Annotated in this window: 20 protein-coding genes and 4 tRNA genes; 6 read left to right on the forward strand and 18 right to left on the reverse strand. The window is 59.3% G+C overall.

The window, feature by feature from the left end:
- Positions 1-23 precede the first annotated feature (23 nt).
- A complete protein-coding gene (locus tag GQX66_RS17255; RefSeq protein WP_085745920.1) occupies positions 24-2,063 on the reverse strand; it encodes an NADPH-dependent 2,4-dienoyl-CoA reductase in 2,040 nt (679 codons plus the stop codon).
- A gap of 205 nt (positions 2,064-2,268) precedes the next feature.
- Between GQX66_RS17255 and GQX66_RS17260 the strand changes: the two genes are divergently transcribed.
- Positions 2,269-3,393: a nitrilase-related carbon-nitrogen hydrolase gene (locus GQX66_RS17260; protein WP_102687140.1), complete on the forward strand. Its 1,125-nt coding sequence runs from the start codon at positions 2,269-2,271 to the stop codon at positions 3,391-3,393.
- A 3-nt stretch (positions 3,394-3,396) separates the two neighbouring features.
- The gene (locus tag GQX66_RS17265) at positions 3,397-4,437 is read left to right on the forward strand and encodes an AraC family transcriptional regulator (protein ID WP_240870171.1); all 1,041 of its coding nucleotides are present in this window, start codon (positions 3,397-3,399) and stop codon (positions 4,435-4,437) included.
- A gap of 320 nt (positions 4,438-4,757) precedes the next feature.
- Here the strand turns inward: GQX66_RS17265 and GQX66_RS17270 are convergent, their stop codons facing one another.
- Together GQX66_RS17270 and GQX66_RS17275 are read right to left on the reverse strand one after the other, a co-directional pair.
- Complete coding sequence (locus tag GQX66_RS17270; protein ID WP_134022324.1) at positions 4,758-5,615, reverse strand: DUF2242 domain-containing protein; 858 nt, start codon at positions 5,613-5,615, stop codon at positions 4,758-4,760.
- A 92-nt stretch (positions 5,616-5,707) separates the two neighbouring features.
- Positions 5,708-6,607 carry a LysR family transcriptional regulator gene (locus GQX66_RS17275; protein WP_085745917.1) on the reverse strand — a complete coding sequence of 300 codons (900 nt, stop codon included), beginning with the start codon at positions 6,605-6,607 and terminating at the stop codon, positions 5,708-5,710.
- A 122-nt stretch (positions 6,608-6,729) separates the two neighbouring features.
- On the opposite strand from GQX66_RS17275, the gene GQX66_RS17280 reads away from it, so the two are divergent.
- Complete coding sequence (locus tag GQX66_RS17280; protein WP_102687136.1) at positions 6,730-7,935, forward strand: MFS transporter; 1,206 nt, start codon at positions 6,730-6,732, stop codon at positions 7,933-7,935.
- Positions 7,936-7,995: 60 nt separating this feature from the next.
- Here the strand turns inward: GQX66_RS17280 and GQX66_RS17285 are convergent, their stop codons facing one another.
- The 10 genes from GQX66_RS17285 to GQX66_RS17330 form a co-directional block, all read right to left on the reverse strand.
- On the reverse strand, positions 7,996-9,867 hold the full coding sequence (locus GQX66_RS17285; RefSeq protein WP_129973751.1) for a SurA N-terminal domain-containing protein: 1,872 nt from the start codon (positions 9,865-9,867) through the stop codon (positions 7,996-7,998).
- Positions 9,868-10,098: 231 nt separating this feature from the next.
- The gene (locus tag GQX66_RS17290) at positions 10,099-10,371 is read right to left on the reverse strand and encodes an HU family DNA-binding protein (RefSeq protein ID WP_002552737.1); all 273 of its coding nucleotides are present in this window, start codon (positions 10,369-10,371) and stop codon (positions 10,099-10,101) included.
- A gap of 148 nt (positions 10,372-10,519) precedes the next feature.
- On the reverse strand, positions 10,520-12,916 hold the full coding sequence (gene lon / locus GQX66_RS17295; RefSeq protein ID WP_085745914.1) for an endopeptidase La: 2,397 nt from the start codon (positions 12,914-12,916) through the stop codon (positions 10,520-10,522).
- Between the two features lie 163 nt (positions 12,917-13,079).
- On the reverse strand, positions 13,080-14,363 hold the full coding sequence (gene clpX, locus GQX66_RS17300; RefSeq protein WP_007951558.1) for an ATP-dependent Clp protease ATP-binding subunit ClpX: 1,284 nt from the start codon (positions 14,361-14,363) through the stop codon (positions 13,080-13,082).
- 113 nt (positions 14,364-14,476) lie between these two features.
- Positions 14,477-15,112: an ATP-dependent Clp endopeptidase proteolytic subunit ClpP gene (gene clpP / locus GQX66_RS17305; RefSeq protein WP_007951559.1), complete on the reverse strand. Its 636-nt coding sequence runs from the start codon at positions 15,110-15,112 to the stop codon at positions 14,477-14,479.
- Positions 15,113-15,204: 92 nt separating this feature from the next.
- Entirely contained in the window at positions 15,205-16,515 is a 1,311-nt protein-coding gene (gene tig, locus GQX66_RS17310; RefSeq protein ID WP_011335037.1) for a trigger factor, read from the reverse strand.
- Between the two features lie 400 nt (positions 16,516-16,915).
- Positions 16,916-16,991, reverse strand: a tRNA-His gene (locus tag GQX66_RS17315).
- A gap of 76 nt (positions 16,992-17,067) precedes the next feature.
- Positions 17,068-17,152 (reverse strand) — tRNA-Leu (locus tag GQX66_RS17320).
- A gap of 58 nt (positions 17,153-17,210) precedes the next feature.
- Positions 17,211-17,286, reverse strand: a tRNA-His gene (locus GQX66_RS17325).
- 32 nt (positions 17,287-17,318) lie between these two features.
- Positions 17,319-17,395, reverse strand: a tRNA-Arg gene (locus tag GQX66_RS17330).
- Between the two features lie 274 nt (positions 17,396-17,669).
- Between GQX66_RS17330 and folD the strand changes: the two genes are divergently transcribed.
- Complete coding sequence (gene folD, locus GQX66_RS17335; protein WP_085608325.1) at positions 17,670-18,524, forward strand: bifunctional methylenetetrahydrofolate dehydrogenase/methenyltetrahydrofolate cyclohydrolase FolD; 855 nt, start codon at positions 17,670-17,672, stop codon at positions 18,522-18,524.
- Between the two features lie 229 nt (positions 18,525-18,753).
- Positions 18,754-19,692 carry a D-alanyl-D-alanine endopeptidase gene (pbpG, locus tag GQX66_RS17340; RefSeq protein ID WP_007951562.1) on the forward strand — a complete coding sequence of 313 codons (939 nt, stop codon included), beginning with the start codon at positions 18,754-18,756 and terminating at the stop codon, positions 19,690-19,692.
- A gap of 52 nt (positions 19,693-19,744) precedes the next feature.
- Here pbpG and GQX66_RS17345 read toward each other — a convergent pair whose 3' ends face one another.
- The 3 genes from GQX66_RS17345 to GQX66_RS17355 form a co-directional block, all read right to left on the reverse strand.
- A complete protein-coding gene (locus GQX66_RS17345) occupies positions 19,745-19,951 on the reverse strand; it encodes a hypothetical protein (protein WP_085745912.1) in 207 nt (68 codons plus the stop codon).
- A gap of 12 nt (positions 19,952-19,963) precedes the next feature.
- Complete coding sequence (locus GQX66_RS17350) at positions 19,964-20,170, reverse strand: DUF6021 family protein (protein ID WP_064380821.1); 207 nt, start codon at positions 20,168-20,170, stop codon at positions 19,964-19,966.
- A gap of 94 nt (positions 20,171-20,264) precedes the next feature.
- Positions 20,265-20,936, reverse strand: coding sequence for a peptidase C39 family protein (locus tag GQX66_RS17355; protein WP_240870173.1), 672 nt, complete (start codon positions 20,934-20,936; stop codon positions 20,265-20,267).
- A 231-nt stretch (positions 20,937-21,167) separates the two neighbouring features.
- Between GQX66_RS17355 and GQX66_RS17360 the strand changes: the two genes are divergently transcribed.
- On the forward strand, positions 21,168-21,335 hold the full coding sequence (locus tag GQX66_RS17360) for a hypothetical protein (RefSeq protein WP_007951566.1): 168 nt from the start codon (positions 21,168-21,170) through the stop codon (positions 21,333-21,335).
- Positions 21,336-21,409: 74 nt separating this feature from the next.
- On the opposite strand, the gene GQX66_RS17365 is transcribed toward GQX66_RS17360, so the two are convergent.
- Together GQX66_RS17365 and GQX66_RS17370 are read right to left on the reverse strand one after the other, a co-directional pair.
- A complete protein-coding gene (locus GQX66_RS17365) occupies positions 21,410-22,159 on the reverse strand; it encodes a TerC family protein (RefSeq protein WP_240870174.1) in 750 nt (249 codons plus the stop codon).
- A 29-nt stretch (positions 22,160-22,188) separates the two neighbouring features.
- Positions 22,189-22,428, reverse strand: coding sequence for a hypothetical protein (locus GQX66_RS17370; protein WP_007951568.1), 240 nt, complete (start codon positions 22,426-22,428; stop codon positions 22,189-22,191).
- Positions 22,429-22,529: the final 101 nt, after the last annotated feature.

The raw sequence follows: 22,529 nt of genomic DNA on the forward strand, positions 1-22,529 counted from the left end.
AAGAGCCGGCATTCTAGGGTGGATCAGAGCTCGGCGGCCAGACGCGAACCCTGATTGATCGCACGTTTGGCATCCAGTTCGGCCGCCACATCGGCGCCGCCGATCAGGTGCACGTTCTGCCCGGCTTCGACCAGACCGTCGTGCAGCTCGCGCAGCGGATCCTGGCCGGCGCAGATGACGATGTTGTCCACCGGCAGCACTTGCGGCTCGCCGGTTTCGCCGATGCGGATGTGCAGGCCTTCGTCGTCGATCTTCAGGTATTCGACGCTGTTGAGCATCTGCACCTGCTTGTTCTTGAGACCGGTGCGGTGAATCCAGCCGGTGGTCTTGCCCAGACCGTCGCCGACCTTGGATTTCTTGCGTTGCAGCAGGAACACGTCGCGCGCCGGTGCGTGCGGTGCAGCCTTGATCCCGGCCACGCCACCACGGGCTTCCAGATTCGTGTCGATGCCCCACTCTTTCCAGAACGCGGCGCGATCCTGACTGGTGGCCACGCCTTCATGGACGAGGAATTCCGAGACGTCAAAACCGATACCGCCGGCGCCGATCACCGCTACACGCTTGCCGACCGGTTTGCGCTCAAGCAGCACATCCAGGTAGCTCAGCACCTTGGCGTTCTCGACACCCGGAATCGCCGGCAGACGCGGCGCAATGCCGGTCGCCAGGATGACTTCGTCGTAACCGCCCTCGACCAGTTTCGCCACGTCGACGCGGGTGTTCAGGCACACCTCGACGTTGGTGGTCTGCAGTTTGCGTTTGAAGTAGCGCAGGGTTTCGTAGAACTCTTCCTTGCCCGGCACACGTTTGGCGACGTTGAACTGGCCACCGATTTCGCTGGCCGAATCAAACAAGGTCACCTGATGCCCGCGCTCGGCGGCCACGGTGGCAGCGGACAGACCGGCAGGACCGGCACCGACCACGGCGATCTTCTTGATCTGCTTGACCGGCAGGTAGTTGAGTTCGGTCTCGTGGCAGGCACGCGGGTTGACCAGGCAACTGGTGAGCTTGCCGCCGAAGGTGTGATCGAGGCAGGCCTGGTTGCAACCAATGCAGGTGTTAATTTCGTCGGCGCGGCCTTCAGCTGCCTTGTTGACGAAGTCCGGATCGGCGAGGAACGGCCGCGCCATCGAGACCATGTCGGCATCGCCTTCGGCGAGGATCTGCTCGGCGACTTCCGGGGTGTTGATACGGTTGGTGGTGATGAGCGGAATACTCACCGAGCCACGCAGCTTGGCGGTGACCTTGCTGAACGCCGCACGCGGCACTTTGGTGGCGATGGTCGGGATCCGCGCTTCGTGCCAGCCGATACCGGTGTTGATGAGGGTCGCGCCGGCCTGCTCGATGGCTTTGGCCAGGGTGACGATTTCTTCCCAGGTGCTGCCGCCTTCCACCAGATCGAGCATCGACAGACGGAAGATGATGATGAAGTTCGGGCCGACCGCTTCACGTACGCGGCGTACGATTTCCACCGGCAGGCGCATGCGGTTTTCGTAGCTGCCGCCCCAACGGTCGGTGCGGTGGTTGGTGTGGGCGGCGAGGAACTGGTTAATGAAATAACCTTCCGAGCCCATGATTTCCACGCCGTCGTACTCGGCGGTCTGGGCCAGTACCGAGCAGGTGACGAAATCGCTGATCTGCTTCTCGATGCCTTCCTCGTCCAGCTCTTTGGGCTTGAACGGGTTGATCGGCGCCTGGATGGCGCTCGGCGCGACCTGTTTCGGGCTGTAGGCATAACGGCCGGCGTGGAGGATCTGCATGCAGATCTTGCCGCCCGCATCATGCACGGCGCGAGTGACGATGCGGTGCTTGAGCGCTTCTTCCTCGGTGGTCAGCTTGGCTGCGCCGGAGTACACACCGCCCTCGTCGTTCGGGCCGATACCGCCGGTGACCATCAGGCCGACACCGCCACGGGCACGCTCGGCGAAATACGCCGCCATGCGTTCGAAACCACCCGGCTTCTCTTCAAGGCCGGTGTGCATCGAGCCCATCAGGGTGCGGTTGCGCAACGTGGTGAATCCCAGGTCCAGCGGGGCCAACAGGTGCGGGTATTGAGTGGCGGTCATCGTTAACTCCACAGCGAGCGATCACGGAAAATGCGGGAGCTCTGCGTCCCCCGTCAGTCATGTTCGACAGATTAGGAGTCGCATCGCTGTCACTCAATGACCGTAACTGACAAGTTATTGATCCAAATGCGCAGCGCCCCTTGGCAAGCCGGGGCTGGCGCCCTACCCTGTCCGCACACCCTGTACCCGGTTGTTGTTGGATTTCATGCGCAAACTTCTGTACCTGACTTTTTCCATGGCGCTCATCGCCGCGCTCACCTTCTACGCCATGTGGGCGGCTGACCGCCCGGCCGGTCATTACCTGTCGGACCTGCGGATCAAACTGGCGGTCGATCAGGGCACGCCCGCCGATCGCGGCAACCTGCTGGGCATCCAGCCCGAGCTGTTCCCCACCGACTACCAAAGCCCCGAACGCCTGCACCGCAAGCTCGCCGCCTATTTGCAGCAGGCGCAGGATCAGGGGCTGTTGAATGATAAAACCGTGGTCATCCTGCCCGAGCATGTCGGCACCTGGCTGATGATCAGCGGCGAGAAAGACGAGCTGTACCAGGCCGCCACCCTCGCCGAAGCGATGAACTGGCTGGCCGCGAGCAACCCGGTGCAATTTGCTCGCGCCTGGCTCGCCGCCAAGGGCAGCAGCCGTCTGGATGACGCGCACCTGCGGATGAAATCCCGGGACATGGCCAAGAACTATCAGGCGCTGTTCGGTGGCCTGGCCAAGGAATTCCACATCACCCTGGTGGCCGGCTCGATCGTATTGCCTGAACCGAACATCATCGATGGCCGGCTCAAGACCGGCAGTGGTGAGCTGTACAACAGCACCGTAGTGTTCGGCCGCGACGGTGCCCCGCTCGGCCAGCCACAACGGCAGATGCGCCCGATCTTCGATCAGGACGACAGCTCCGGCGAGGCTTCCCGGATCAATGTGGTCGATACCCCGGCCGGGCGCCTCGGCGTGCTCATCGGCAGAGACAGCTGGTATCCGGACAACTACCGCAAACTGGACGAGCAAGGCGCGCAACTGATTGCGGTCCCGGCGCTGATCACAGGTCATGGCGTGTGGGATCAACCGTGGAAGGGTTACAAAGGCTTGAGCGTGCCGGACTCGGTCAGCCTGAAACCGGGAGCCGTCAGCGAGGGCCAGGCCTGGCACCAATTGACCCTGACCGCGCAACCGTCGGCCAGCAAGGCGCTGGCCGGCATGAGTGTGTTTCTGCGCGGGCAGTTCTGGGACAAACCGAGTTCCGGGCAAAGTTTCCTCAGCAGCAACGGCCAGCAATTCGCTGACAGCGAAGCCCGTGGCGCGCGCCTGCTGAACCTCTGGTTGTAACCCATGAAACCGCAGCCCATGCGTCTCGGGGATCTGTCGGTGGGCTTCGTCCACAGCCTGGCCGATGCCGTGCGCAGCCATGACGTCGATCCGCTGCCATTGCTCGAGCAGTACGGCCTGGATGCCGCACGACTGGCCGAAGCCGGGGCGCGCCTGTCGATCCCGCGCTACATGCGCCTGGGGCATGGCGCGATCCAGCTTACCGGCGATCCGGCATTGGGTTTGCGCATGGGCCAACTCAGTCGCTTGAGTCAGGCGGGGCTGGCCGGTGTGACTGCCGCGCAGGCCCCGACCGTGCGCGAAGCCGCCCGCTGTCTGACGCGCTTCGAACCCTTGTACGGTTCCAACTATCGCGGCCAGTCGAGTTTCCACGAGGACGCCAGCGGTGCGTGGCTGCGCTTCTACTCGATCAGCCCGTACAACGCTTACAACCGCTTTGTGGTGGATTCGATCATTGCCGGCTGGCTGCATCAGTTGTCCGGCGTCAGCCCCGAGCCGCTGCGCGCCGAGCGAATCGAGATCGAGTTCGACAGCCCGGATTATCGCGACGCTTATGCGGTGCTCGGCGAATGCCCGATCCAGTTCGGCGCCGAACACAATCAATTGCGTCTGAGCCTCACCAGCCTGGCCCAACGCAACCCGGAGCATTGCCCCAGCACCTGGAAACATTTGCTCGGTCTGTGCGAACGGGAACTGGAGCAATTGACCCGCACCCGCAGCCTGCGTGAACGCATCACGCAATTGCTCGGGCCATTGCTCAATGGCGGCCGGGAACCGGACCTGGAAGAAGTGGCGGCACGCCTGAAGCTGCCGACCTGGACGTTACGGCGAAAGCTGGCCGAGGAAGGCACGCAGTTTCGCGCGATCCTCAATGACACCCGCCGTGATCTGGCGATGACCTACATCCGCGACACCGAACTGGCATTCGGTGAAATTGCCTACCTGCTGGGCTTTGCCTCGGCCGAAGCTTTCCAGCGCGCCTTCAAGCGCTGGAACGGCCAGACACCGGGCGAATTTCGCCGCAGTCACCGCAAGACAGGCTGACGCCTCACAGCTCGGTGGCGTCTTCCGCAGGCTCTGGTGAATCCAGCTCAAAGGCCTGGAATTCGAGCAGTTCTTCTTGATAGTCATCCATTGCGTAATCCCCCTACTGCTTGCTTGAAATGGCCTGGAACAAATGACCAGTGCCTCGAGCATAAAGTGCCCGTGTGAAGGAAAAATGAAACGCGTCCTTCATGAAATAAACGTAGCAGGCAGTCAGGAATTTATCGCGGGAAATTTTTCGACAGGGCTGGCAGGAAGAAGCTCAAGGGAGATAACAAAACGCCACGCGTCCGACAGAGGTCGGAGGCGTGGCGTAAAGCTTACTGACCGGAGGCAGGCATGGCCGGAATCGGCTCGGAGGGCGGCGGCATGTCCGTCGGGTTGGCCGGCGGCGTGATGGTTTCCGTCGCAGGCGCAGGCTCGGCAACTGGCGCCGGGGTGATCGGTGCAGCTTCGGCCGGCGGTGCTACAGGTTCGGAGCTGGCAGGGGCCGCTTCTGCAGGCGCTGGTGCCGCAGCGGGCTCAGCGGCCGGCGCTGGGGCCGGGGTCGGTTCAGCCGCAGGGGCTGGAGCCAGCGGAGCCGGCGTCGCCTTGGCTTCCGGCACACCCAGGTCGGTCTTCGGTTTCTCGGTGATGTGCGCGGCTTTCTTCGCATCGGCCGGCAGGAACAGCTCGACCAGCGTGAAGAAACGCTCGTAGAACTTCTGCGACGACACGGTTTCGCTGGCGACCTTGACCATCGAATCGTCAGACGAGCCGATCGGCATCGACACCGAACCCAACACTCCGACACCGAGGCTGGCCGAGTTGTTGGTCTTCTTCAGTGCGTAGCGGTCCTGCAGGGCGTTGGCGAACACGGTGGCGTGATGGCCGGCGCTGCCATCATCGGCGCACACCACGTTGAAGCTGATCTCCAGGTGGGTTTCGCCGGTCTGCTGGAAGCTCTTGTGCCCGCTGACCAGTTTCGGGTCATTGCTGGTAATGATGTAGCCCTGGCTGAGCAACGCTCGGCGGGCCGCTTCGCAACTGGCGGTGTCGGTCACCGGGTAATTGCGCGAAAAGGTGCCGGAGTCGTCGAAATTCTCATGCTCGTAGATGGGCTTGTCCTTGGAGCAGCCGGCAGCGGCGGTCAGCAACAACGCCAACCCGATGAAACGCACGGGAATAGAATTCAACATTAAACATCCTGAGGGAAAACGGTCCGGGGCGTATTGTGCAACAGATCGCTGCCCCGCGGCGTATGGATTAGTGTCTTAAAACAGTTACAACTCTACCGGTCATGAGCGACAGGAAAAAGTCGCGCCGATAAATGATCGATGAACACCCGCAATTTGGCAGTTGCGTGCCGGCTCGACGGCCACAAAACCCAGAACTGCCCGACGTGCTGCAGATGCTCCTCCAGTACGCGCTGCAGGCGACCCTGTTGCTGAGATTCATGGATCATGAAGTCCGGCAGACAGGCGATGCCCATGCCCGCCAGCGCCGCATGCCGCACGGCTTCGATCGAGGTACTGACCAGACGTGTCGGCAGGGTCGGCTCGGGCGCGCCCTCCTCGCGTTTGAGCGGCCAGGACTCCAGTTTGCCCGTGGCGTGAAACGTATGGCGCAGGCAGGCGTGCTGCGTCAGTTCGGCCGGGGTCTGAGGTTCGCCGCACTCGCGCAGATACGCGGGACTGGCCACCAACACCATATGAAACTCGCCCAACGGTCGTGCCATCAGTCGCGAGTCTCGCGGTTTACCCGTTCGGATCACCGCATCGAAACCTTCGTCCACCACATCCACCATGCGATCGGTCAGGTCCAGATCCAGCTCGATCTGCGGATACAGCGCCATGAACTCGTTCATGACCGGCATCACCAGGTCATGCACCTGCGGCAGGCTGACCCGCAACTTGCCGTGAGGCGCCGCTGCGGCATCGCACATTTCAAATTCAGCCGCTTCGACCTCCGCGAGGATCTTGCGGCAACGTTCAAGAAACAGCGCGCCTTCGCTGGTCAGCGTGATGCTGCGAGTGGTGCGGTGAAACAACCGCACATTGAGCCGTGCCTCCAGGCGGGCGATGCTTTTGCCGACCGCCGACGAAGACACGCCCTGCAAGCGACCGGCCTCGGTAAAACTGCGGGTTTCCGCCACCTGCACGAACACCGAAATACTGCCCAGGCTGTCCATTTATCCCTCCCTGATTCACGACATTCTTGTCCGAGATGTTCGGAACCCTAACCTGTTTTTCCCGAATGTGCAGCGCCCTACCCTATGGCCTTCGTCTCCTTTGGCAAAATGGAAACCCGCCCATGAACGATGCGCCACTCACTTCCCCCACGCTCGCCGGCACCGTCGAGCCCGCAGAACGATTACCGCTGGGTGCATTGCTCGCACTGGCCACCGCCGGATTTATCACCGTGCTGACCGAGGCGATGCCCGCCGGCCTGTTGCCACAGATGAGCGCGGGGCTTGATGTCTCTCAGGCCCTGATCGGGCAACTGGTCACGCTGTACGCCATTGGTTCGATGCTGGCGGCCATTCCACTCACCATTGCCACCCGGGGTTGGCGTCGACGCCCGCTGCTGCTGTCGGCCATTGGTGGGTTCGCCATTGCCAACAGCATCACTGCGCTGTCGGAGCTGTACTGGCTGACCCTGATTGCACGCTTGATCGCGGGCGTATTCGCGGGGCTGCTGTGGGCGTTGCTGGCCGGCTACGCAAGCCGGATGGTCGCACCCCACTTGCAAGGCCGGGCCATTACGGTGGCCATGCTCGGGGCACCCCTTGCGCTGTCGCTGGGCATTCCGGCCGGGACGCTGCTGGGCACGGCGGTCGGCTGGCGCCTGAGCTTCGCGATCATGACCGGGCTGACCGTGCTGCTGGTGATCTGGGTGCGTTGGCAAGTACCGGACTTCGCCGGTGAACGCGCCGGCAAACGCCTGCCACTGCGCCAGGTGTTTACCCTGCCGGGCGTGCGATCCGTGTTGTTTGTAACCTTGTCCTACGTCGTCGCGCACAACCTGCTGTACACCTACATCGCGCCATTTCTGGAGCCATCGGGACTTGGCGGAGAAATCGACCGAGTGTTGCTGGTATTCGGCCTGGCGTCAGTACTGAGCCTGTGGATCGTCGGCAGTCTGATTGATCGCTGGCTGCGTCAGTTGGCGCTGGTCAGTGCAATGCTGTTCCTGCTGTCAGCGATCGCACTGGGCCTGTGGCGCGAATCGCCGGGCGTGGTCTACACCGCCACCGCCGTCTGGGGTCTGGCGTTCGGCGCGATGCCCTCGCTGTTGCAGACAGCCCTGGCGAAAACTGCCAAGGAGGCTGCCGATACCGCGCAATCGATGCTGGTGACTCTATGGAATGTCGGCATTGCCGGCGGCGGGCTTGCGGGCGGTCTGCTGCTGAACAACCTGGGCGTCGGGAGTTACCCGTGGATTGTCGCGGGTCTGTTGCTGCTGACTCTGTATGCGACCACCAATGCCCGGAGCCATGGTTTCCCGAACGCCGGATAGCGTGCACAAAAAAGCCCCGGATTTTCATCCGGGGCTCGGGTCTTGCGGCTCAGCCAGGCATCAGAAACGCTTGATGTCGGCTTCGGCTTCCAGCTGTTTGCGGTACGCCGCGAAGTCTTGCTGGCCCACGCGCGATGCGAGGAAGCGACGGTATTGCGCTTTCTCTTCATCGGTCGGAGCCGCCGCTTCGTTCACACCGTTCAGGCGCACGATGGTCAGGCTGCCGTCCGCCAGCGTAACGCTGGTGAAGGTCGGCTTGTCCTTCGCGGCCGGTTTCGGCATGCGGAACAACGCTTGCAGCACCGCCGGATCAACGCCTTCCTGAGCGCGGTTTGCTGCTTCGGTAACTTTCCAGCTCTGACCGTCCACCGCCTTGTCCAGCGGGTTCTTGCCATCACGCAGACTGGCGATCAGTTGCTCCGCCTTGGTCTTGGCAGCCGCGCTGGCGTGCTCTTTGGTCAACTGGGCGCGAATGGCGGTGGCCACGCTTTCCAGCGGCAATTGAGCAGGCTTCAGGTGCTCCTTGGCGCGCAGCACGATCACGGTTTCCGGATCCAGCTCGATGGCGGTGCTGTTGGCACCCTCTTCCAGCACTTCGGTGCTGAACGCAGCAGTCACAACGGCACGGTTGGCTGCAACGCCTTCGCCACCTTCACGGCCAAACGGCTTGGAGGTGTGCACGGTCAGTTTCAGGTCCTGCGCTGGCTGGGCCAGGTCGGATGCTTCGAACGAAGAGTCTTCCAGTTGCTTGGTCGCCTCGACGAAACGCTGCTCGACTTGCTGGGTTTTCAGCTCGCGGGTCAGCTTGTCTTTCAGGCTGGCCAGCGTCGGCACTTCAGGCGCCTCGACACCCAGCAGCTTGATCAGGTGGAAACCGAAGTCGGTGCGAACCGGCTCGGACACCTGATCCTTGTTCAGCGAGTACAGGGCTTTCTCGAAGGCCGGATCGTAAACGCCAGGACCGGCATAACCCAGGTCACCGCCGTTGTTGGCCGAACCCGGATCCTGCGAGAACTCCTTGGCCAGCGCTTCGAATTTCTCGCCCTTGGCCAGACGCGCCTGGACTTCTTCGATCTTCGCCTTGGCCTGAGCTTCGGTGGTCTTGTCGTTGACTTCGATCAGAATGTGCGCAGCACGACGCTGTTCCGACAGGTTGGCGATCTCTTTCTGATACGCCGCCTGCAGGTCTTCGTCCTTGACGGCGACCTGATCGAAGAACGAAGCCTTCTTCAGCTCCAGGTAATCGATGACCACTTGATCCGGGGTCATGAATTCCTTGGCGTGCTCGTCGTAGTAAGCCTTGACCTCGTCATCGGTCAGCTTCACGGCCGAAGGGTCAGCCTTGATGTTCAGCGTGGCGAAATCGCGGGTCTGTTTTTCCAGACGGGCGAAGGCCAGCACCTGAGCATCGGTCACGAAACCGCTGCCTGCCACACCGGCGCGCAGTTGGCCGATCAGCATTTCCTGAGCCAGCATCTGGCGGAACTGCATGCGGCTGTAGCCCAGTTGACGGATCACCTGATCGAAACGGTCGGAGCTGAACTTGCCGTCGACCTGGAATTCAGGCGTCTGCAGGATCACTTGGTCCAGGGCCGCTTCGGAGAAAGCGAATTTCGATTGTTCTGCGCCTTGCAGCAGCAGTTTGCGATCGATCAGACCCTTGAGGGCCGATTCGCGCAGCATTTTTTCGTCCAGCAAGGAAGCGTCGAAATCCTTGCCCAGTTGTTGCATCAGCTGACGGCGTTGCATATCCACCGCCTGGCTCAGCTCGTTCTGGCTGATTTCTTCACCGTTGACCTTGGCCGCCTCATTCTTGTGAGTCGTGGCCTGGAAAATGGCGTCGAAACCGGTCAGAGCCATCAGTGCAACGATGACTCCGATAATGGTCTTGGCAATCCAGCCTTGTGAATTGTCCCTGATATTCTGCAGCATGCGTCCCCCAGAAACGGTTGAACTTCAAAATTAGGCAACCGTGGAGCGTGGGTAGAATCCGGATAGAAGAAAGGCGCATCCGAGGATGCGCCTTCTCGTAACTGGCGGAGCGGACAGGGCTCGAACCCTCGATCCCGGTGTGACAGGCAGCTATTCCAACCGCCTGCTCTACCGCTCCGCTGCCAAGTCAGGCATGACCCCGACCCGGATGGGTAAAAACCTGAATCAAACTTAGTTGACGGCTTCTTTCAGGGCTTTACCGGCTTTGAAACCTGGCTTTTTGGCTGCCGCGATTTCCAGAGTCTTGCCGGTCTGTGGGTTACGACCAATGCGAGCTGGACGATCAGTCACGGAGAAAGTACCGAAACCAACCAGAACAACGGAGTCGCCAGCCTTGAGAGCGCCAGTGACGGATTCGATTACAGCGTCCAGCGCACGGCCAGCAGCAGCTTTCGGGATATCAGCGGATGCAGCGATAGCATCAATCAGTTCCGACTTGTTCACTCTAAGTCCCCTTATATCTATTTGAGTATGATTCTAAGTTTTTTGGTGAAAGCAAAAACGAGTGCTGAATGGCCTACAGACACTTAAGAGCCGCTTTATAACAAGGGCTCTAAAAAGCTGTCAAGGAAGCCCCCCAGGCAAAAGCGTATTAATGCGTGCTAATTCTTTCCTTAGAGTCAGACTCACGTTTTTCGTCCTTGGCAACTATCTCCGGAGCCACATCCGGCAAGGGCTCCGGCGCGTATTGCAGCGCAATTTGCAGGACCTCGTCAATCCATTTAACCGGTTTGATCTGCAGATCCTGCTTGATATTGTCAGGAATCTCCTTCAGATCGCGCACGTTCTCTTCCGGAATAATCACTGTCTTGATTCCGCCACGGTGAGCGGCCAGCAGTTTTTCCTTCAGACCGCCAATGGCAAGGACTTGACCACGCAGGGTGATCTCGCCGGTCATGGCAACATCGGCGCGCACAGGAATACCCGTCAAAGCCGACACCAGCGCAGTACACATGCCTACACCGGCGCTCGGGCCGTCTTTCGGCGTAGCGCCTTCCGGCATGTGGATGTGCGTGTCACGCTTCTCGTGGAAGTCCAGCGGAATGCCCAGGCTCTTGGCACGGCTGCGCACCACGGTCAGGGCCGCAGTGATCGATTCGACCATTACGTCACCCAGCGAACCGGTCTTGATCAGTTGACCTTTACCCGGCACTACGGCGGCTTCGATGGTCAGCAGTTCGCCGCCCACCTGAGTCCAGGCCAGGCCGGTCACTTGACCGATCTGATCCTGTTGCTCGGCCAGACCGTATCGGAACTTGCGAACGCCGAGGAAATGCTCCAGCAGATCAGCTGTCACTTTTACCGAGAAGCGTTTTTCCAGTGCGTGCTCTTTGACCGCCTTGCGGCAGACCTTGGCAATCTGCCGCTCGAGGCCACGCACACCGGCTTCGCGGGTGTAGTAACGGATGATGTCGCGGATCGCTTCTTCGTCGAATTCCAGCTCGCCCTTCTTCAGGCCGTTGGCTGCAATCTGCTTCGGCGACAGGTACTTGACCGCAATGTTGATCTTCTCGTCTTCGGTGTAACCCGGCAGACGGATCACTTCCATCCGGTCCAGCAGCGCCGGCGGAATGTTCATCGAGTTCGAGGTGCACAGGAACATCACATCCGAAAGGTCGTAATCGACTTCCAGATAGTGGTCGTTGAAGTTGTGGTTCTGCTCAGGATCGAGCACTTCCAGCAACGCCGACGCCGGGTCGCCACGCATGTCGCTGCCCATTTTGTCGATTTCATCGAGCAGGAACAGCGGGTTGCGCACACCCACTTTTGTCATCTTTTGAATCAATCTTCCTGGCATCGAACCGATGTAAGTCCGACGGTGACCACGGATTTCCGCTTCATCACGCACGCCACCGAGGGCCATGCGCACGAATTTGCGGTTGGTGGCATGGGCGATCGACTCGGCCAGCGAGGTTTTACCCACGCCCGGAGGACCGACCAGGCACAACACCGGGCCACGGATTTTCTTCACGCGCTTCTGCACGGCGAGGTATTCAAGGATGCGTTCCTTGACCTCTTCGAGGCCGTAGTGATCGGCGTCGAGAATGTCTTCGGCACGGGCCAGGTCCAGACGCACCTTGCTCTGAGCCTTCCACGGCACCTGAACCAGCCAGTCGATGTACGAGCGCACCACGGTGGCTTCGGCAGACATCGGCGACATCTGCTTGAGCTTGTTCAGCTCGGCAGTGGCCTTGGCCAGAGCATCTTTCGGCAGACCGGCAGCGTCGATACGCTTTTTCAGGTCTTCGATTTCGTTGTGGCCTTCGTCGCTGTCGCCGAGCTCCTTCTGAATGGCCTTCATCTGCTCGTTCAGGTAGTACTCGCGCTGACTGCGCTCCATTTGCTTTTTGACGCGGCCACGAATGCGTTTTTCGACTTGCAGCAGGTCGATCTCGGCGTCCAGCAAGGCCAGAACGTGCTCGACCCGGGCCGACAAATCGATGATTTCGAGGATTTCCTGCTTCTGCTCGATCTTCAGCGCCATGTGCGCGGCCATGGTGTCTACCAGGCGGCCAGGCTCGTCGATGCTGTTGAGCGACGACAGGACTTCAGCCGGGACTTTCTTGCCCAACTGCACATATTGTTCGAACTGCGACAGCAGGCTGCGCACGAACACTTCGGATTCGCGCTCGGCGGCGTCGACTTCCTCGATCAGCGAGACTTCGGCACGGCAGTGGCCATCGACTTCGCTGAAGCGCTCGACAGCGCCACGCTGCTCGCCCTCGACCAGAACCTTGACGGTGCCGTCAGGCAGCTTGAGCAGCTGCAGAACAGTGGCGATGGTACCTACGCGATAGAGAGCTTCTTCACCGGGATCGTCGTCAGCCGGGTTTCTCTGGGCCAGCAGCAGGATCTGCTTGTCGCCCGTCATCGCGGCCTCGAGGGCTTCGATGGATTTCTCGCGCCCCACGAACAGCGGGATAACCATGTGCGGATACACAACGACATCACGCAATGGCAGGAGAGGCAATTCGATGGTGGTCTTCATGATTTCGCCTCTACGGCGGCCATATGGCCGTAATCAGATGGAATTAAGCTTGAAACCAAGATGGGGGCTGCCTTGAAAAAAAACAAGCGCAAAGCGGATGTAAAAAACGACATAAAAAAAAAGAGGCCCGAAGGCCCCTTCTTTGTACCGGCAGACCGGGCGCTTACGCGTCAGGTGCAGCCTTGGCAGCCGGCTCACTGTTTTCGTAGATATACAGTGGCTTGGACTTGCCTTCGATCACGCTTTCATCGATCACGACTTTGCTCACCTCGGACTGCGAGGGGATTTCATACATCGTGTCGAGCAGCACACCTTCGAGAATCGAACGCAGGCCACGGGCACCGGTTTTACGTTCCAGGGCACGCTTGGCGACCGATTTCAGCGCGTCGGAACGGAATTCCAGATCCACGCCTTCCATCTCGAACAGCTTGGCATACTGTTTGGTCAGGGCATTTTTCGGCTCGGTGAGAATCTGCATCAGCGCAGCCTCATCCAGCTCGTCCAGCGTCGCGAGGACCGGCAGACGACCGACGAATTCCGGGATCAGACCGAACTTGACCAGGTCGTCAGGCTCGACTTCACGCAGGGACTCACCGACTTTCTTGCCTTCTTCCTTGCTGCGCACTTCTGCGTTGAAACCGATGCCACCCTTGGTGGAACGGTTCTGAATGACCTTCTCCAGACCGGAGAATGCGCCACCGCAGATGAACAGGATGTTGCGGGTATCAACCTGAAGGAATTCCTGCTGCGGATGCTTGCGGCCACCTTGCGGCGGAACCGAAGCGACCGTGCCTTCGATCAGTTTGAGCAAGGCCTGCTGCACGCCTTCCCCGGAAACGTCCCGGGTAATCGACGGGTTGTCGGACTTGCGGGAAATCTTGTCGATTTCGTCGATGTAGACAATGCCCATCTGGGCTTTCTCTACGTCGTAATCACACTTCTGCAGCAGCTTCTGAATGATGTTCTCGACGTCTTCACCCACATAACCCGCCTCGGTGAGGGTGGTTGCGTCGGCGATGGTGAACGGAACGTTCAGCAAGCGGGCCAGGGTTTCGGCCAGCAGGGTTTTACCGGAGCCTGTCGGGCCGATCAGCAGGATGTTGCTCTTGCCGAGTTCGACGTCGTCAGCCTTTTTGTCACGCTGGTTCAGACGCTTGTAGTGGTTGTACACCGCTACTGCCAGAACCTTTTTGGCACGTTCCTGACCAATTACATACTGATCAAGGATGCCGCTGATTTCTTTAGGCGAAGGCAATTTATGCGCGCTGCTTTCGGCCTGTGCTTCCTGCACCTCCTCGCGGATGATGTCATTGCACAGGTCGACGCACTCGTCGCAGATAAAGACCGAGGGGCCGGCAATCAATTTGCGCACTTCATGCTGGCTTTTGCCACAGAAGGAGCAATAGAGCAGCTTGCCGTTGTCCTCGCCGTTGCGGGTGTCAGTCATTCGTTCGATCCAAATCCGATAGGCTTGCAACACAAGATGAAGGCTATTGCGGGCTTTTTCAAGCCCGCCGCTGATCAGACGCGCCGACCAAGCCTATTTTGAGCTGCTTATTTTTAAGCTGGGCGCTGGTTGATCACTTCGTCGATCAGACCGTATTCCTTCGCAGCTTCTGCACTCATGAAGTTGTCGCGGTTGGTGTCGCGCTCGATTTCTTCAAGCGTACGGCCGCTGTGCTTGGCCATCAGCGTGTTCAGACGCTCGCGGATGAAGAGGATTTCCTTGGCATGGATTTCGATGTCCGATGCCTGGCCCTGGAAACCGCCCAGTGGCTGGTGAATCATCACGCGCGAGTTCGGCAGGCAGAAACGCTTGCCGGGTGCACCGGCCGTCAGCAGGAATGCGCCCATGCTGCACGCCTGACCGATACAGGTAGTCGATACGTTTGGCTTGATGAACTGCATGGTGTCGTAGATCGACATGCCCGCTGTCACCGAACCGCCCGGGGAGTTGATATAAAGATGGATGTCCTTGTCCGGGTTTTCCGCTTCAAGGAACAGCAATTGCGCGCAAATCAGGTTGGCCATGTAGTCCTCTACAGGACCCACCAGAAAGATCACTCGTTCCTTGAGAAGACGCGAGTAGATGTCATAGGCGCGCTCGCCACGAGCAGATTGCTCGACAACCATCGGGACCAGGCCGCCGGCGGCCTGGATATCAGAGTTCTGCTGAATATAGGAATTACGGAACATGCTCTGCAGTCACTCCCAAATAGTCATGTCTTGAATACGCATAAGCCAGCTCGAAGGCTGGCTTATGGTGTGTGCTTCTAACGCAAAAACAATCAGTCGGCTTTTGGAGCTTCTACCGGCTTGACCGCTTCTTCGTAAGAGACCGATTTGTCGGTCACGCTAGCTTTCTGCAGAACAGTATCCACAACTTGTTCTTCCAGCACAACCGAACGGACTTCGTTCAGTTGCTGCTCGTTCTTGTAGTACCAGGACACGACCTGCTCAGGCTCTTGGTAAGCCGAAGCCATTTCCTGAATCATTTCGCGAACGCGGGCTTCGTCTGGCTTCAGGTCGAACTGCTTGACCACTTCAGCCACGATCAGACCCAGTACAACGCGACGCTTGGCTTGTTCTTCGAACAGCTCGGCCGGCAGTTGGTCAGGCTTGATGTTGCCACCGAACTGCTGAACAGCCTGCACGCGCAGACGGTCAACTTCGTTGGACAGCAGAGCCTTAGGCACTTCGATCGGGTTGGTGGCCAGCAGACCGTCCATTACCTGATTCTTGACCTTGGATTTGATCGCCTGACGCAGTTCACGCTCCATGTTCTTGCGAACTTCGGTGCGGAAACCGTCGATGCCGCTTTCCTTGATGCCGAATTGAGCGAAGAACTCTTCGTTCAGCTCAGGCAGTTTTGGCTCGGAAACGGTATTTACAGTCACGGTGAACTCGGCGGTTTTGCCGGCCAGGTCCAGGTTCTGATAGTCCTCTGGGAAGGTCAGGTTCAGAACGCGCTCTTCGCCGGCTTTAGCACCAACCAGGCCTTCTTCGAAGCCAGGGATCATGCGGCCGGAACCCAGTACCAGCTGAGTGCCCTTGGCGGAACCGCCAGCGAACACTTCGCCGTCAACCTTGCCAACGAAATCGATGTTCAGCTGGTCTTCGTTCTGGGCAGCGCGATCGGCTACTTCAAAACGGGTGTTCTGCTTGCGCAGGATGTCCAGCATCTTGTCCAGATCGGCGTCAGCCACGTCAGCGCTCAGGCGCTCGACGGTGATGCCTTCGAAGCCGGCAACGGTGAACTCGGGGAACACTTCGAATACGGCTACGTATTCCAGGTCCTTGCCAGCTTCGAGCGACTTAGGCTCGATCGACGGCGAACCGGCCGGGTTCAGCTTCTGCTCAACCACAGCCTCGTAGAAGGAGGACTGGATCACGTCGCCGATCGCTTCCTGGCGCGCATCAGCACCGAAACGGCGCTTGATTTCGCTCATTGGCACTTTGCCTGGACGGAAGCCAGCAATCTTGGCCTTTTGGGCAGTCTGCTGCAGACGCTTGTTGACCTGAGTCTCGATGCGCTCAGCCGGCACGGTGATGCTCATGCGGCGCTCAAGAGCAGTAGTATTTTCAACAGAAACTTGCATGGATATTCCTCGTTGCACAGACGTTAGCCGGCCGTTTCCGACCCAAGAATCAAGGGCAAGCATTCTAGTAGGTCAAACTCAAGAAGTCACCCTACTGAAAACGGGTAAAAAAACAGCAGGCCATTTGAAGGCGGGGACAAACGGTTGCGCCTCGCCCTGTTAGCAAATACAGCCAATTCAAGCCAGGGCTCTGCGCCAACCTCTTCTATATATAGAGGCGGTTGAATCATCTCCCTGACAGCCGACCTCGCAAGCAAGACCGGCAGGCAGCGCAGCATCATCGAGCAACATTGATACGACGAAGCACCCTGCCTTGCGACCCGAAACCTGCAGCCGCCAAAATCCGAAACCGTAAAACAAAAAAGGCGCCAGACTGTTAAATCTGGCGCCTTTCGGAATATGGGGTGGACGATGGGGATCGAACCCACGACAACGGGAGTCACAATCCCGTGCTCTACCAACTGAGCTACGCCCACCATATTGCGTGCCAAAGAAGCCAAACAACTTCTTTGTAGAACTTCACCCGGCCAACGGCATGAATGAAGCTTTGATTGGTGCGGATGAAGAGACTCGAACTCTTACGCCTCGCGGCGCTGGAACCTAAATCCAGTGTGTCTACCAATTCCACCACATCCGCGGATGAAGCTTTTTAAAGCAAAGGCGCCAGACTGTTACATCTGGCGCCTTTCGAAATATGGGGTGGACGATGGGGATCGAACCCACGACAACGGGAGTCACAATCCCGTGCTCTACCAACTGAGCTACGCCCACCATATCGCGTTACTTGTGCCAATGCTGCCTAATGGCGCACCCGGCAGGACTCGAACCTGCGACCATCCGCTTAGAAGGCGGATGCTCTATCCAGCTGAGCTACGGGCGCCTTGTTAGCTGTACCCTTGGAGGACTACAAACTAAGTGCTTTCCAGTCGTTCGAAACCTTGATTTCGTTCGACCTTCTTAACCAGTGCTAGGCTGTGCCCGACAAGTGCGACGAATAGTATAGAGCGACCTGAAGGTCGTCAAATCCTTTTTGAAAAAAATTCATTTAATTAAAGGGCTTAGGGGAATTTGCTGACCAAGCGCCTTTGCCCTCACCGTTTGACATGCGAGAATGCGTTCTCTTTTTTTCCCCTCTCGATGGTTAATCACGCGCAATGACTGCACAACTAATCGACGGCAAATCAATCGCCGCCAGCCTGCGCCAGCAGATCGCCCAACGGGTAGCCGAACGTCGCGAGCAAGGCTTGCGCACTCCCGGCCTCGCGGTGATCCTGGTCGGCAGCGATCCTGCCTCTCAGGTTTATGTCTCGCACAAGCGTAAAGACTGTGAAGAGGTCGGCTTCCTCTCTCAAGCCTACGACCTGCCTTCCGAAACCACTCAAGAAGCGCTGACCGATCTGATCGATCGACTGAACGACGACCCGGCAATCGACGGCGTTCTGCTTCAACTTCCCCTGCCGGAGCACCTGGATGCCTCCAAACTGCTGGAGCGCATCCGCCCGGACAAGGACGTCGACGGTTTCCATCCTTATAACGTCGGCCGTCTGGCCCAGCGCATTCCGCTGCTGCGCCCGTGCACCCCGAAGGGCATCATGACCCTGCTGGAAAGCACCGGTGCCGATCTGTACGGGATGGACGCAGTCGTTGTCGGCGCTTCCAACATCGTCGGTCGCCCGATGGCGATGGAACTGCTGCTGGCCGGTTGCACCGTGACCGTCACCCACCGCTTCACCAAGGATCTGGCCGGCCACGTCGGCCGCGCCGATCTGGTGGTCGTGGCCGCCGGCAAGCCGGGCCTGGTCAAGGGCGAGTGGATCAAGGAAGGCGCGATCGTGATCGACGTCGGCATCAACCGTCAGGACGACGGCAAACTGGTCGGTGACGTCGTTTATGAAACCGCCCTGCCCCGCGCTGGCTGGATCACTCCGGTCCCGGGCGGCGTCGGTCCGATGACCCGCGCCTGCCTGCTGGAAAACACCCTCTACGCGGCAGAAACCCTGCACGCCTGAGTCGCGTTTTCCACACTCCGAGAACCCCGCCTTGTGCGGGGTTTTTCATGCCCTCGAAAAAACCTTTACCGTTCGCCGGAAACCCCTATTTTTACAGGGCTTTTCACGACTTTTTCATGCCCTTCAAACAACCATCGACAGTTCTTCAGCCATACTCCTAAAATGCGTCGTTTTTACGACACAGGCCGTTACAAAATACGGCATTTCCAACCTTCATGAGTTCGCCCGCGTGAATATTCGTCTGTCCATCCTGAGCCTGGTTTTTGCATTTTCAGGCACGCTCCTCACGCCAACGGTCAACGCCGCCGAAACCACCGCTGCCCCTCGAGACGCTTCGCAATTGAAGATCGCCTCCGGCAGCGCCCTGCTGATGGATCTGCAGACCAACAAAGTCATTTATTCCAGCAACCCGGACGTGGTGGTGCCCATCGCTTCCGTGAGCAAGTTGATGACCGGTTTGGTAGTGGTTGAAGCGCACCAGAACATGGACGAATGGATTGACGTCGACATCAGCCGCACACCGGAAATGAAAGGCGTGTTTTCCCGCGTCAAACTGCGAAGCGAACTGCCCCGCCGCGAGATGCTGCTGATTGCCCTGATGTCCTCGGAAAACCGCGCCGCCGCCAGCCTGGCTCACCACTACCCGGGCGGTTACGCTGCATTCATCGCCGCAATGAACGCCAAGGCCAAGGCGCTGGGCATGACCAGCACGCATTTTGTGGAACCTACCGGTCTGTCGGAGCGCAACGTTTCCACCGCTCGCGACCTGAGCAAGCTGCTAGTGGCTGCGCATAAACAGCCGCTGCTCATCGAGCTGACCACCACCAAGGAAAAGACCGTTTCGTTCCGTAAACCCAATTACACCCTGGGTTTCCGTAACACCGACCACCTGGTCAACAAGGCTGACTGGGATATCCGCATCACCAAAACCGGCTTCACCAACCCGGCCGGTCACTGCCTGGTGCTGGTGACCCGCATGGCCAACCGTCCGGTAGCCCTGGTGATTCTCGACGCGTTCGGCAAATACACCCACTTCGCCGATGCCAGCCGCATCCGCAGCTGGGTGGAAACCGGCAAGAGCGCCAACGTCCCCGCCGTGGCTCAGCAATACAAGGCCGACAAAAACCTCAAGAGTCGCCAGAGCGGCGTGATCGAAGCCTCCAAGTAATCCGTCACCCATGAAAAAGCCCCGAATCGTCGGGGCTTTTTCATTTATGCACTCAGTCGTTGGGCAACGGCATCTTGTCGTCATCGGGAATGCCGTCACCGGCACTCGAGTCGCGGGAATGCTCTGGCGTGACCACCGCCGGACGCGCCAGCGGATCGCGCATGGGGCTGTCCGGATCCAGCACCGGATCAACTTCCGGCTCAGGGGTGGTGGGCACACTGTCAGGTTTGTGGTCGTCGAAACTCGAATCGGTACTCATACGCACCTCGCTTCAAGGCTTGAGATCAGCCAAGGGATCGTAAGGCTTGGCCGGACGCTTGGGATCATCGCCCGGTTGCACATCCTTCGGCGCCTTCGCCGGGCCAATGGGATCGACTTGCGGATCGTCCAGGTCAGGCGAGTCCGGATCGAAACCCAGGTCGTCGCCACTGCCATGCTCGGAAGAATGTGGCCCGCTGGGTGAATTGGGGATTGCCATGTTCATCTCCTGATACCAGGCCCGTAAAACACGGGACACTACAGTTCAGAAGCGCATCCCCCGCCAGGGTGCCCGACAAGCGACGAACGGAACCTCAGTGCTGTGCCAGCGCCTTTCTCGCCTGCGCCGCTTCTCGCTCCTGGCCGGCTTGCGCCAGTGCATCGGCGGCCTTGAGCCAGCGCTGTTGATCGACCGCCGCCGGAACCTGCGTCGGCTTCTGGATCAACACCGCCCAGCCACCAGATTTTTCGAGGGCCGCCTCGAACGAGCTGAAGCTCATCAATTCACGGCGATTCATCCCCGCGCGCAGCAGCACCTTTTGCTTCAAGCGGTCATAGCCCGACAGGATCGCGTAACGCGGCTCCGCCCAAAACGCCGATCCCTCGCTGAAACGCACCATCACCGGATACCCGGCCGCCACTTGAGTCAGCAGCGCCGGCAGATTGCTGTCCAGCGGATACACGACCATGCCGTATTCACGTGCGAGGCCCTGTAAATTCTGTTGCAACTTGTCCTCGGCGCCCGGCAAATGCAGCGGTTTTTCCAGCAGACCCGGCGTGATCACGATGCCCTGCTGCGACAGCAGGCTGGCCAGCACTTGCGGCCCGCTTTGATAGGCCTCACCGCGATAGAAGGTGCCGCTGAGCTCGACCCGCTCCGGCAGGCGCTTGACCTCCGGCGCCACACTGCCCGCACACCCCACCAATGCTGTCACGCAACCGGCCACCAGCAGCGCCGCGCGAATCCGGGAAAATAGCTGCACCATCGTCACTCTCTTGATCAGTTACCGGTCATCGTGTTCCGGCTTGGTCGAGGATCATAGGACGGCGCCACGCTGCGGTATAGCCCAAAGCGGCAGATGCATCGGTTGCATAGAGCGAACTGATTGGTCACCACCGACCTTTGGTCAATAGCCTGAAACACGCCAGCGACTAGACTGTCACTCAGACAAGAGCCAAAGAAAGAGCGCCCGACGCAGGGCAAAGAGGAGGCACAGATGAGCCTGACCATGACCATCGTAATGCTGATTGCCGGCTGGCTGGCCGTTGCCGCCGCCATGCTGTGGGGCGTGTTGCGGATTTCCCGCCGCCATCACCACCCGGTACAACCTGCACCGACCAGGAAGATCGAGAAACACGACGCCCGTCACGCCACCGCGCACTGACTTTCTGTAACCGACACAAACAAAAAGGCCGCCTGGACTCTCGCGAGTTCAGGCGGCCTTTGGTTTTCCAGCGATTACACTTCGGCAGTCAGTTTCTTCTGCTTGGCACGGCGCGACATCATGTTCAGCACTTCAATCGAAGCCGAGAACGCCATGGCGGCATACACATAACCTTTCGGTACATGGGCGCCGAAGCCTTCGGCGATCAGCGTCATGCCGATCATGATCAGGAAGCCCAGAGCCAGCATCACCACCGTCGGGTTGTCGTTGATGAACTTGGCCAGCGGATCAGCCGCAAACAGCATCACCAATACCGAGACAACAACTGCAATCACCATGATCGGCAAGTGTTCGGTCATGCCGACAGCGGTAATGATGCTGTCGATCGAGAACACCATGTCCAGCATCAGGATCTGCCCGATGGCGGCGGCGAAGCCCAGGGTCACCTTCGACGTCGCGGTCTTCGGATCTTCCGGTGCCGGGTCCATGCTGTGATGGATTTCCGTGGTGGCTTTCCACAACAGGAACAGGCCGCCGGCGATCAGGATCATGTCCTTCCAGGAGAACGCGTGGCCGAGAATCTCGATGACCGGCGCGGTCAGCTGAACGATGAAAGCGATGGTGCTCAACAGGGCCAGACGCATGATCAGCGCCATGCCGATCCCCAGACGGCGAGCCTTCTGCCGGTACTGCTCAGGCAGCTTGTTGGTCAGGATCGAGATAAAGATCAGGTTATCGATGCCAAGCACGATCTCCATCACCACCAGTGTGGCCAAGGCAATCCAGGCGGTCGGGCTGGCGGCGAGTTCTAACAGATATTCCATGGGTCAGTCCTGACTCTGTGTAAGACGGTTTAGATTTCCTGGGAGGACGATTCGGATTTTTCTTCGTCGTCTTTCGGTTCTTTCTTGCTGATCAGATTGCCGGTGGCATCGCTGAGCGCCTCTTCGGCAGCTTTATGCGTGTCGTCGATGGCTTGCTTGGCCGCTTCAGCCGCCTGCCCCATCAGTTGCTGGGCGCTCTTTTCGGCCTGGTCGCAACCGGCCAGTACCAGTAAAGACGCGATCAACAACGCCGTAGTTTTTAGTTTCATGATGCTTCCCTCGATAGAACAGACAGCGCCGTACAGACCGGCCGTCGATGGCTGGGCATTCTAGGGAGACAAACACTTCAGGAAAATTCGTATTTTTAGCG

The sequence above is a fragment of the Pseudomonas sp. B707 genome (assembly GCF_022496685.1).
In the GTDB taxonomy this organism is placed as follows: Bacteria; Pseudomonadota; Gammaproteobacteria; order Pseudomonadales; family Pseudomonadaceae; genus Aquipseudomonas; species Aquipseudomonas paraglycinae.

What these genes read in the sequence shown, in the direction of transcription:
- GQX66_RS17345 (WP_085745912.1), bottom strand. Translation starts at nt 19,951, where the DNA reads ATGAGTACCGATTCGAGTTTCGACGACCACAAACCTGACAGTGTGCCC.
- GQX66_RS17260 (WP_102687140.1), top strand. Translation starts at nt 2,269, where the DNA reads ATGCGCAAACTTCTGTACCTGACTTTTTCCATGGCGCTCATCGCCGCG.
- tig (WP_011335037.1), bottom strand. Translation starts at nt 16,515, where the DNA reads ATGCAAGTTTCTGTTGAAAATACTACTGCTCTTGAGCGCCGCATGAGC.
- folD (WP_085608325.1), top strand. Translation starts at nt 17,670, where the DNA reads ATGACTGCACAACTAATCGACGGCAAATCAATCGCCGCCAGCCTGCGC.
- GQX66_RS17370 (WP_007951568.1), bottom strand. Translation starts at nt 22,428, where the DNA reads ATGAAACTAAAAACTACGGCGTTGTTGATCGCGTCTTTACTGGTACTG.
- GQX66_RS17355 (WP_240870173.1), bottom strand. Translation starts at nt 20,936, where the DNA reads ATGGTGCAGCTATTTTCCCGGATTCGCGCGGCGCTGCTGGTGGCCGGT.
- GQX66_RS17365 (WP_240870174.1), bottom strand. Translation starts at nt 22,159, where the DNA reads ATGGAATATCTGTTAGAACTCGCCGCCAGCCCGACCGCCTGGATTGCC.
- GQX66_RS17275 (WP_085745917.1), bottom strand. Translation starts at nt 6,607, where the DNA reads ATGGACAGCCTGGGCAGTATTTCGGTGTTCGTGCAGGTGGCGGAAACC.
- clpP (WP_007951559.1), bottom strand. Translation starts at nt 15,112, where the DNA reads ATGTTCCGTAATTCCTATATTCAGCAGAACTCTGATATCCAGGCCGCC.
- lon (WP_085745914.1), bottom strand. Translation starts at nt 12,916, where the DNA reads ATGAAGACCACCATCGAATTGCCTCTCCTGCCATTGCGTGATGTCGTT.
- GQX66_RS17255 (WP_085745920.1), bottom strand. Translation starts at nt 2,063, where the DNA reads ATGACCGCCACTCAATACCCGCACCTGTTGGCCCCGCTGGACCTGGGA.
- clpX (WP_007951558.1), bottom strand. Translation starts at nt 14,363, where the DNA reads ATGACTGACACCCGCAACGGCGAGGACAACGGCAAGCTGCTCTATTGC.
- GQX66_RS17350 (WP_064380821.1), bottom strand. Translation starts at nt 20,170, where the DNA reads ATGGCAATCCCCAATTCACCCAGCGGGCCACATTCTTCCGAGCATGGC.
- GQX66_RS17280 (WP_102687136.1), top strand. Translation starts at nt 6,730, where the DNA reads ATGAACGATGCGCCACTCACTTCCCCCACGCTCGCCGGCACCGTCGAG.
- GQX66_RS17265 (WP_240870171.1), top strand. Translation starts at nt 3,397, where the DNA reads ATGAAACCGCAGCCCATGCGTCTCGGGGATCTGTCGGTGGGCTTCGTC.
- GQX66_RS17285 (WP_129973751.1), bottom strand. Translation starts at nt 9,867, where the DNA reads ATGCTGCAGAATATCAGGGACAATTCACAAGGCTGGATTGCCAAGACC.
- GQX66_RS17360 (WP_007951566.1), top strand. Translation starts at nt 21,168, where the DNA reads ATGAGCCTGACCATGACCATCGTAATGCTGATTGCCGGCTGGCTGGCC.
- GQX66_RS17270 (WP_134022324.1), bottom strand. Translation starts at nt 5,615, where the DNA reads ATGTTGAATTCTATTCCCGTGCGTTTCATCGGGTTGGCGTTGTTGCTG.